Origin of the sequence: Acinetobacter uliginosus, assembly GCF_044130295.1 — a bacterium.
In the GTDB taxonomy this organism is placed as follows: Bacteria; Pseudomonadota; Gammaproteobacteria; order Pseudomonadales; family Moraxellaceae; genus Acinetobacter.
In genome coordinates, this window is sequence record NZ_JBIQOC010000118.1 from 1 (window position 1) to 8,979 (window position 8,979).

The window sequence follows — 8,979 nt, forward strand, 5'->3', positions numbered from 1 at the left end:
TCTCGACTAATGTCGCTGGGATATGGTTTTCTCATTGAATAATTTTAACAAATTCTTTTTTTAAGTGCTAAAAAAGAATGAAATTAATACTGGATAGGCTCTAAGTTCATGTAAGTATTAGATATCACGCAGTTGTGCAGGTGTTTGTTCGGTATAGCGTTTAAAAAACTCAATAAAGCTGGAACTGTGTTGATAACCCAGCTCATAGGCCAATTTTTTCACTGTCTTGCCTTGGCGAATTTGAGCAATCGCATATAAAATTTTGGCCCGATTGCGCCATTCGGATAAGCTCAATTGTAATTCTTGCTGGCTCAAGCGCAGTAAATGTCGTTCGCTCATAGGCGAGCCGCTGAGAAGTTGCTGCAAGCTCTTGTGAAATAGCTGTGGATTGGCCAATTGCTGTAATAGCGGCTTAAGCAAAACATGGTTGGTTTGCGGTAAATAGTGATCATATGCCGCTGCAGTTTTTAGTTGATCCATCAGTACCAGTAATAAATGCTGATAATGTAGTGTGGTTCTACCCTGTTGTTTTTGCTCTAAGATTTCATGTACCAAATGCCGAAGAAAGGGGCGAATACTTAAGGTTTTGGTACAAGCTGCAAAATGCTGACATAAGCAAGGATGTACTCGAATACAGATATAGTGGGTGATTTGTTCATCTAGTGCGATAGAGGTATGTGCTGTGTGTGGAGGGAGCCAGAGACCATAATTCGGTGGCGACAGATAAATTTGTCCTTCAATTTCATATTCCAAAATACCATTCAGACTAAAATTGAAATCACCCCATAATGAACTGTGTGGCGCAATAATTTCATCTTTCTGATAAAAGAATTCATCCACTTCTATATAGTTTTGAATCTGCTGGAGCATGTGAATATCCTTGATTTTTATGTATGCGTATATTCATGCCTGAAAGATCTTGGGTGTCATTTCAATCGTCACAACCCAATGCTTCAGTGTCCTGAGCGCAGTATTAATGTCTGAAATTCGATATTCTAATTATTTCAGACTTCAGTAAAAATAAAAACTGAACATTCAAGCAGGGTACAGGGCATGACACAGCAACACAAAACAGTCTGGTGGGCATTTGTTTTGCCATTACTTGCAGTTTTAATCTGGTCGATGAACATTACTGTAACCCGTTATGTGGCGGACTATATTTCTCCGGTTAGCATCAGTTTCTATCGCTGGCTGGTAGCTTTTATCGTCTTAACCCCGTTTATGCTGGGCAAGGTCTGGCGTGAACATCAGCTGGTTTTGACACACTGGAAGCAGCTCGCCGTTCTTGGTGCTTTTGGTATGGTGCTGTATCAAGGGTTGGGCTATAGCGCAGCGCATTATACCACTGCGACTAACATGGGCATTATCAATGCCTTTATTCCGGTATTTACCATTTTTGTGTCCATGCTCATGCTGAAGGATATGCCTAACCGTTTTGCCGTTGTAGGCAGCATGCTGTCTTTTGCCGGTTTGCTTTATGTCATGGCTCAGGGAAATTTTACCCATCTGCTGCAATCTGGTGGACATCCGGGCGATATCATGATGGTACTGGCGGTATTTTTTTATGCGTTTTATGGCGTTTTCCTGAAAAAATGGCAACTGCAGATTCCCTTGCTGATCAGTCTTTATGTTCAGATTATTTTTGCCTTGCTTTACCATTTTCCCTTCGTTTTATATTTGGGGCTGGATGCAATTGATCAAAACAATGTAAGCAGTGTGCTGTATGCCGGTATTTTTCCCTCTTTGATTGCACCCTTGGTCTGGATGCTGGCGGTACAGATGATCGGACCGAATCGAACCAGTATTTTTATGAATTTAATGCCAGTCTGTACGGCCATTATTGCCAATCTGTGGTTAGGTGAAGCATGGACCATGTATCACAGCATCGGTGGTCTGATCATTTTATTGGGTATTTTATTGGCTCAAAAGAAAGATCGGGTGGTAACAACAGCAAAATTAAATGCATAAATGTAAAAACAACAGATTAAAAAACAGACAAATAAACTGGTTTTATCATTAATTTTTATGGAAATAAAGTCTGAGTCGTGGTTTTAAAAAAGTATTTAAAATGGATATTTAGCTAAAAGATAATTAAAAAATAGTGAGATAATTTAAATTATTAATAAAAAGTGATAAATATTTGATAGTTTTTAGCTGTCTTTTAAGATAAATAATATATTTGTATAAAGAAATTAATTATTACATAATATTTATATCGTCAATGTTTAAGTTATTCTTAACAATCTTTAAACTTTCGCAACCAGATTTACATACCCTCTGGATGTGATTTATGCACATCCTTTTTATGCTCAACCATCCCTATATGGTTGAGCTTTTTTTTGCCTGAAAATAATATTCAGCCCGTATTATATCAAAATGATCCGCATTAAGCGCGGATCACTTCACCTGTTTCAGCATCCACAATACGGCTAGGTTCTTTGCTTAAACCTAAATCGCCATTTAAATAATCTACCTGGCTGGAAAAATATTGGCTGGCTTCCTGAAGGGAGCGGGCAGGGTTTTCTCCTGCAGGATTGGCACTGGTCGAGACAATAAAACCGTTAAAGGCATTGCACAGTGCAACACATAAGGGGTGGGTAGTGACCCGCACCGCTACTTTGGCATGGTTGCCTTTAATCCATGCCGGAATATGGTTGCCTGCGGGTAACAGCCAGGTGGTTGCGCGTTCGGTCGGAGAGCGATGACTCCATGAATCAATGACCTGTTGGCGCATTTCTGCAGTCAGCGGTTTTAACAGATGTTCTACCTGTGCAATTTGTGCTGCCAGGAGAATTACCCCTTTTTCAATGGGACGTTGCTTTAAACGTAGAATTTCCAGGAACGCTTGTTCGTTAAAAGGATCACAGCCTAAGCCCCAAACTGCCTCTGTGGGATATGCTAAAACATGTCCCTGTTTTAAACATTGAGCAGCTTCGGCAACAGAGGTGCTAATCATCAGACCTTTCTCTTCAAATTGATTAAAGCGCTATTGTGAACCTTATTTGCCTGGACGACAACGTAGATACATGCCAGCTTGTTGGGTGCACAAGCCAAGTAATTCCAGTTCCATCAATTGACTGGTCAGGGTGGCAATGTCTAACTGCAGTTGAATGACCAGTTCATCCAGATGTTGTCCGATCCAGTCTAGCTGATTGTACAAAACGCTTAAATGCGCTGGCAGTTCGGGTTGGGTATCCAAAGGGGCAAGTTTGCTGGCCTGTTCGCTGTGCTGTTGCGTATGCCATTGTGTCGGCAGGGCCAGATCTTCAATCACCTGTTCAGGATGATCCACTAAAATGGCACCTTCACGAATCAGTTGATGGCAGCCTTGATGATGCTCGCTATAAATATGTCCTGGAATGGCAAAGATCAATTTGCCTTGTTCCGCTGCCCATTTCGCCGTGATTAAAGAACCACTTTTCAGTGCAGCTTCTGCCACAATCACGCCGAGGCTTAAGGCACTGACAATGCGGTTGCGCCGCGGAAAATGCTGCTGTAAAGGAGGGGTTCCGGGTAAGAACTCGGTGATTACCGTACCGGCCTGAGCAAGAATCTGCTGTCGCAACGGCTGATTTTGACTGGGATAGGTCAGGTCTAGGCCTGTACCCATCACGGCAATGGTGCGATTGTGCTGCAAAGCACCCTGATGGGCGGCTTCATCAATGCCTTGTGCCAAGCCACTGCTGATATAAAAGCCTTTTTCACTGAGATAATAAGCAAAGTCATAGGCCACCTGGCGTCCGTGATTGCTGGGTTTACGGCTACCGACAATGGCAATTTGTGCTTGTAACAGGGTTTGGACATTGCCCTGGCCAAACAGGATCGGCGGCTTATCGGCATAGGGCAGTAGTTGCTGCGGGTAGTGTGCATCATCCTGCAACAGTACAAAATCACTCTGTTTTTGAATCAGATCAATACAATGCTGAAATTGCCGCTGTGATTCAGGAAGATGAAAATCTCGCAGCCGCTGAATATGATTTTTGTGAATGCCAAGTTTTTGCCATGTTTCAATTTGGTCAGGCTGTGTTGCTTCGGCCAGATGGGTATAGTATTCCTGGATTTTATAAAAGCTGGGCAGAGAGTGCTGTACCAGAAACCATAAACGAATGTAATCCAGCTGCAAGGCGCTTAAGGAATTGAGCATAACGAGACCTTTAAAGATATCTTCTTTTTATTGTTTAAATTATTGTTTAAAAAATAAGGCTGAATCTCAGCCTTATTTTATTTTGATTGAAGAATTATTCATCCATTAGTGGTGGCTGGATGCCAGCACCGACTTTAATTGGCAATTCGCTATCCAGTACATAGGCATAACTCAGGTTATCAAAGCTCTTGAATACCATGATGTTACCAATGTGCTGTCCAGGGAGTTGAATACGCTCTTTGGTTTTCGGGTCAGTCACGACTTCGCCTTTCTGGCTCACCGTCAATACCTGTCCAGCTTGAACGCCTTGCAAACTACCACGGTCAATCGTCACTACACTGTGTTTCGCAGCAGTGCCAATTGATCCCATCACGCGAACCACTTGGCCACCGGCAACCACATCTTCAGCATTGGTTGGGTAGAATAAGGTTGGAAGCATTGGATCGTATTCAGGCAATACGCGGTCGCCACGACGAACTTCAGCATTATAGGTATCTGTCAGTTCAAGCGTAGTAATGTCATTTTCACCACGGATGGCAATGCCAGATGCCACCTGAATCAATTCAAGACCGGCATTGTATTTTTTGCCTTTTGCATCGGTAAACATATACGGTTCACCTTCACGGTAAACGGCATAGCGTTGGCCCACTTCCAGACCATTACCGCGCGCATATACTGTTTGACCTTGAGCCGCCAGAACACGTTGGTCCGCCGTGCCTAAAATGTATGGCGTACCTGTGATGGATTCAGGTGCAACAATGGTGCTGCGTTCTAACCACTGCTTGATGTGTTCCAGCGGAATGACTGGAATGGCATTGTTTAATGATTCTACCCGAACCTGAGGTTGTAACTTGGTGCCACCGGTATAACGACGGATAATCCCTTCACAGCCATCACCTTCATCTTTACCAATAATTGGTTTGCCGTTATAGGTACACATGAGCAGGCGGTCGCCCGGGAAAATCCAGTGTGGGTTTTTCACATGTTTATTGCTGGCCCAGATTTCAGGCCAACGTACTGGATTCTTCAAAAATCTTTTGGAAATATCCCATAAAGTATCGCCTTTTTTCACCACATAAACTTGTGGTGCTCCGGCTTTTAATGCAGGTGGATTGATATTACGGGCAGGTGCTGCTTCAGCAATGCTGACCATGCCGGCCCCAACACTTACACATACGGCAAGTGCCAACAATTGTTTTTTAAACCCCAAGGCACTAAAAGTTGGCATGCCCTTCAAAACCTTTTTCATTATCATAATTCCTAAAATTATGTATGTAGTTGCGTTATAATAACGATATTACACACATTTTTTTGATGAAGCATTCCTTCATTTTGTTTTTTGATCAATGGCATAAGTGAGGACACCGTATGGCCTTATTACCTATTTTAAGTTTCCCGGATCCCCGTCTGCGTACCATTGCTAAACCAGTCGAAGAAGTTACTGATGAAATTCGTCAGCTCGTAGCCGATATGCTTGAAACCATGTATGAAGCCCCAGGTATCGGTTTGGCTGCTACACAGGTGGATCGTCATATTCAGCTGATTGTCATGGATTTATCTGAAAATAAAGATCAACCCATGGTCTTTATTAACCCCAAAGTTACGCCATTAACTGAAGAAACTCAGCCTTATGAAGAAGGCTGTCTGTCAGTGCCCCAAATATACGATAAAGTTGAGCGTCCGTCACGTGTAAAAATCGAGGCAATTAACCTTGAGGGGCAATCATTTGAGCTGGAAGCAGACGAACTTCTCGCTGTTTGTATTCAACATGAAATGGATCACTTAAATGGTAAATTATTTGTCGATTATTTATCGCCTTTAAAACGTCAACGTGCACGTGAAAAAGTGGAAAAAGTAGTGCGTCAGCGCCAAAAAGAAAAAGTCGCGGTGAAACGCTAATCCATACAACTTCCGGATTAAATAGTTTAAAAAAAGCCCAATTTAAATTGGGCTTTGTTATACTGGCCGCCGACAAATTTTAGGATTTGCCTGTGCTTTTTCGTAGTAGTCTACTGCTATCTTGTATAGCCGTATTTTTACAGATTGCTGTGTTTTTACAGCCTTTGTTGCCGAAGCAATATCAGATTGCTCCGGTCTGTGAAACCATTACGCGTGCATTATTGCAAAAACCTGCTTCACCGTACATTTCCGCATCCACACATGCATATCATCAGTTGCATCAAGATCATCAACAGCAGCCTGTAGAACATGGCCATCATGATGCTGATCATCAATGTCAGTATTGTACTGTCTACGGTAATCTGGTTTTGCCTCCTGAACTGGAGGTCAAAGAAGTTTTAGACCGTATTCAAGTACGCTTATTAGCATTCCAGAAGACTTTTAGTCATGTCTGGTTTGTTTTACAGCGACTCTTTCTTCTGCCCCAAGGGCGAGCCCCACCAATATTCGCTTAAACCATGTTTTATACGCCGGGTCTTCACTGACTTAGGCACAGTTATATTTATGATTTAAGTGAGATTGAAAAATGGCTCAGCCTAAATTCTACTTACAGCCTCTTGCGGCTGCGATTTGTGTTGCCGGTTATTCAGCGGCTGTATTTGCCGAGCAACAAACGACTACTGTTCAAACCTTAGCGCCGATTGTGGTAACTGCTCATCAGGGCAATGATGCCAATGGTTTGATTGTGCATGCCGATCCCAAACAGCCGATCCAGCCGATTCCGGCGACAGATGGTGCAGATTATCTGCAAAGTATTGTCGGTTTTAGTTCAGTCAATAGCGGTGCCGGAACCAATGGGGATGTCACCTTCCGTGGTATGTTTGGTTCACGGATTAAAATTTTGACCGATGGTACGGAAAACCTCGGGGCATGCCCAAGTCGTATGGATTCACCGACGTCGTATATTTCCCCGGAAAGCTATGACCGGATCTCGGTGATTAAAGGACCGCAGACGGTGCAATATGCCAATACCGGTTCGGCTGCGACGGTTATTTTTGAGCGTGGTCCGGAAACAGAATTAACGGCTGAAAAAAATTATCGTGGTCAGGCCAGTGTGCTTCTCGGTTCTTATGGTCGTCTGGATCAGAATGTGGAAACGGCAATCGGCGATGAAAAAAAATATATTCGCCTGAATACCAATCGTTCTGTGTCGGATAGTTATAAAGATGGTGATGGCACCACTGTTCCATCGGATTGGGAACGCTGGAATGCCGATGTCGCATTGGGTTGGACACCGGACGAAAATACATGGATCGAACTGAGCGGGGGAAAAGCCGACGGTGAAGTGGTGTATGCAGGCCGTGATATGGATGGCTCTAAATTTGCCCGGGAAAGTCTAGGCTTGCGATTTGAGAAAAAGAATATCAATGATGTGATTAAAAAAGTTGAAGGGCAAATCAATTACAACTTTAACGATCATGTCATGGATAACTATAGCTTACGAGACGTTCCTGCGGCTGATAAATCCATGAATGTTACGCGCCGTACGCTGAATACCCGTCTTGCAATGACCAGTGAATGGGACAAGTTTCAACTCGTATCAGGTGTGGATTCACAGCAAAACCATCATGCCGGTGGGATGAGCTCTGCCATGATGAATATGCCCGTGAAGACAGATATGAAGTTTAATTCCTATGGGGCATTTGGTGAATTAAGCTATCAGATGACTGAACAACATAAGTTGGTCGGTGGTGCACGCGTTGATGATGTTAGTGTGGAAAAACTTGCAAAAGGGGTGAAGCGGACTGAGACCATACCAAGTGCTTTTTTGCGCTTAGAAAGCCAGCATCCAGATCATAATGCCAAAAGCTATCTTGGTCTTGGCTATGTTGAACGCATGCCGGATTATTGGGAACTTTTTAGAACTGATTATGAAGGTACGATGCATACCTTCAAACGCTTAGATACTGAAAAAACCTTACAATTGGACTTAGGTTATCAGCATCAGCATGGTGCATTAAATACCTGGGCTTCAGCTTATGCCGGGCTAATCAATGATTTTATCTTGATGACTTATGATCCAACCAAGATGACCAGTATGATGGCCAATGCAGCAGATTCACGTAATGTGGATGCAACCATTGCTGGTGCAGAAGCGGGTATTGGTTATCAGTTTACCGATGCAATTCAGGCGGATGTGAGTGCGATGTATGCGTGGGGTGAAAATACCACAGACAATACACCGTTACCACAGATAGCACCTTTAGAGGCACGTATCAACTTACGTTATATTCAAGACAACTATACTCTGGGTGCATTATGGAGAATAGTGGATGATCAAAGCCGTGTCAGCCAGAATCAAGGCAATATTGTTGGTAAGGACTTTAAGGAAAGCGCAGGTTTTGCCACTTTATCCCTAAATGGAACTTATCATTTACGAGATGGTGTTGATTTGTCAGTCGGTATTGATAACGTGCTTGATAAAACCTATACCGAGCATCTAAATAAAGCGGGCAGTGCTGGCTTTGGTTTTGATAGTGATGAACAGTTTAACAATATTGGACGTAACTATTGGGCACGGGTGAGTATGAAGTTCTAATTTGTCTTTAAATTAGGCAAAAAGCAGGAGTATTCTCCTGCTTTTTTGGTTTTTTATTTTATAAAATTTATATTTTTCATAATCTTATGTTGAAGTGATATTTCTAAATAAAATAATGAATATTTTTATTTAAATAATTTAATTATATAAAACATATACTTATTTATTTGATGGTTTATAAAATAGACACCCGATTCAACTGCTTTAAAAAAGGAGTTGCATTGGGTTTGGAATGGTGTAGAATGCACATCCATCGGCGGTGATGAAGATTAAAACTTCTGATAAAACAGTAACTTAGTTAAAATTGATTGAGTTAGGTTTTAGAAAGAAAGTTTAA

General features: G+C 42.4%; 8 protein-coding genes. 4 read left to right on the plus strand and 4 right to left on the minus strand.

Annotated elements, in window-relative coordinates; translation table 11 throughout:
* Window positions 1-117 precede the first annotated feature (117 nt).
* Window positions 118-870, minus strand: coding sequence for an AraC family transcriptional regulator (locus ACE01T_RS16365; protein WP_180176443.1), 753 nt, complete (start codon window positions 868-870; stop codon window positions 118-120).
* A gap of 183 nt (window positions 871-1,053) precedes the next feature.
* On the opposite strand from ACE01T_RS16365, the gene ACE01T_RS16370 reads away from it, so the two are divergent.
* Window positions 1,054-1,968: a DMT family transporter gene (locus ACE01T_RS16370; RefSeq protein WP_180042916.1), complete on the plus strand. Its 915-nt coding sequence runs from the start codon at window positions 1,054-1,056 to the stop codon at window positions 1,966-1,968.
* Window positions 1,969-2,386: 418 nt separating this feature from the next.
* Here ACE01T_RS16370 and tsaC read toward each other — a convergent pair whose 3' ends face one another.
* From tsaC to ACE01T_RS16385, 3 genes are all read right to left on the minus strand, one after another.
* Window positions 2,387-2,956, minus strand: a complete 570-nt coding sequence (tsaC, locus tag ACE01T_RS16375; protein ID WP_180042917.1) for an L-threonylcarbamoyladenylate synthase type 1 TsaC — start codon at window positions 2,954-2,956, stop codon at window positions 2,387-2,389.
* Window positions 2,957-2,998: 42 nt separating this feature from the next.
* On the minus strand, window positions 2,999-4,144 hold the full coding sequence (gene dprA, locus ACE01T_RS16380) for a DNA-processing protein DprA (protein WP_180042918.1): 1,146 nt from the start codon (window positions 4,142-4,144) through the stop codon (window positions 2,999-3,001).
* A 94-nt stretch (window positions 4,145-4,238) separates the two neighbouring features.
* Window positions 4,239-5,393 carry a LysM peptidoglycan-binding domain-containing protein gene (locus ACE01T_RS16385; protein WP_180042919.1) on the minus strand — a complete coding sequence of 385 codons (1,155 nt, stop codon included), beginning with the start codon at window positions 5,391-5,393 and terminating at the stop codon, window positions 4,239-4,241.
* 119 nt (window positions 5,394-5,512) lie between these two features.
* On the opposite strand from ACE01T_RS16385, the gene def reads away from it, so the two are divergent.
* From def to ACE01T_RS16400, 3 genes are all read left to right on the plus strand, one after another.
* Entirely contained in the window at window positions 5,513-6,043 is a 531-nt protein-coding gene (gene def / locus ACE01T_RS16390) for a peptide deformylase (RefSeq protein ID WP_086196623.1), read from the plus strand.
* 92 nt (window positions 6,044-6,135) lie between these two features.
* Complete coding sequence (locus ACE01T_RS16395; protein WP_395519689.1) at window positions 6,136-6,558, plus strand: DUF2946 family protein; 423 nt, start codon at window positions 6,136-6,138, stop codon at window positions 6,556-6,558.
* Between the two features lie 71 nt (window positions 6,559-6,629).
* Window positions 6,630-8,642, plus strand: a complete 2,013-nt coding sequence (locus ACE01T_RS16400) for a TonB-dependent copper receptor (protein WP_395519690.1) — start codon at window positions 6,630-6,632, stop codon at window positions 8,640-8,642.
* Window positions 8,643-8,979 lie beyond the last annotated feature (337 nt).

Excerpts from the sequence above, each read along its gene's own strand:
- ACE01T_RS16365 (WP_180176443.1), bottom strand. The coding sequence starts at position 870 with ATGCTCCAGCAGATTCAAAACTATATAGAAGTGGATGAATTCTTTTAT.
- ACE01T_RS16370 (WP_180042916.1), top strand. The coding sequence starts at position 1,054 with ATGACACAGCAACACAAAACAGTCTGGTGGGCATTTGTTTTGCCATTA.
- tsaC (WP_180042917.1), bottom strand. The coding sequence starts at position 2,956 with ATGATTAGCACCTCTGTTGCCGAAGCTGCTCAATGTTTAAAACAGGGA.
- dprA (WP_180042918.1), bottom strand. The coding sequence starts at position 4,144 with ATGCTCAATTCCTTAAGCGCCTTGCAGCTGGATTACATTCGTTTATGG.
- ACE01T_RS16385 (WP_180042919.1), bottom strand. The coding sequence starts at position 5,393 with ATGAAAAAGGTTTTGAAGGGCATGCCAACTTTTAGTGCCTTGGGGTTT.
- def (WP_086196623.1), top strand. The coding sequence starts at position 5,513 with ATGGCCTTATTACCTATTTTAAGTTTCCCGGATCCCCGTCTGCGTACC.
- ACE01T_RS16400 (WP_395519690.1), top strand. The coding sequence starts at position 6,630 with ATGGCTCAGCCTAAATTCTACTTACAGCCTCTTGCGGCTGCGATTTGT.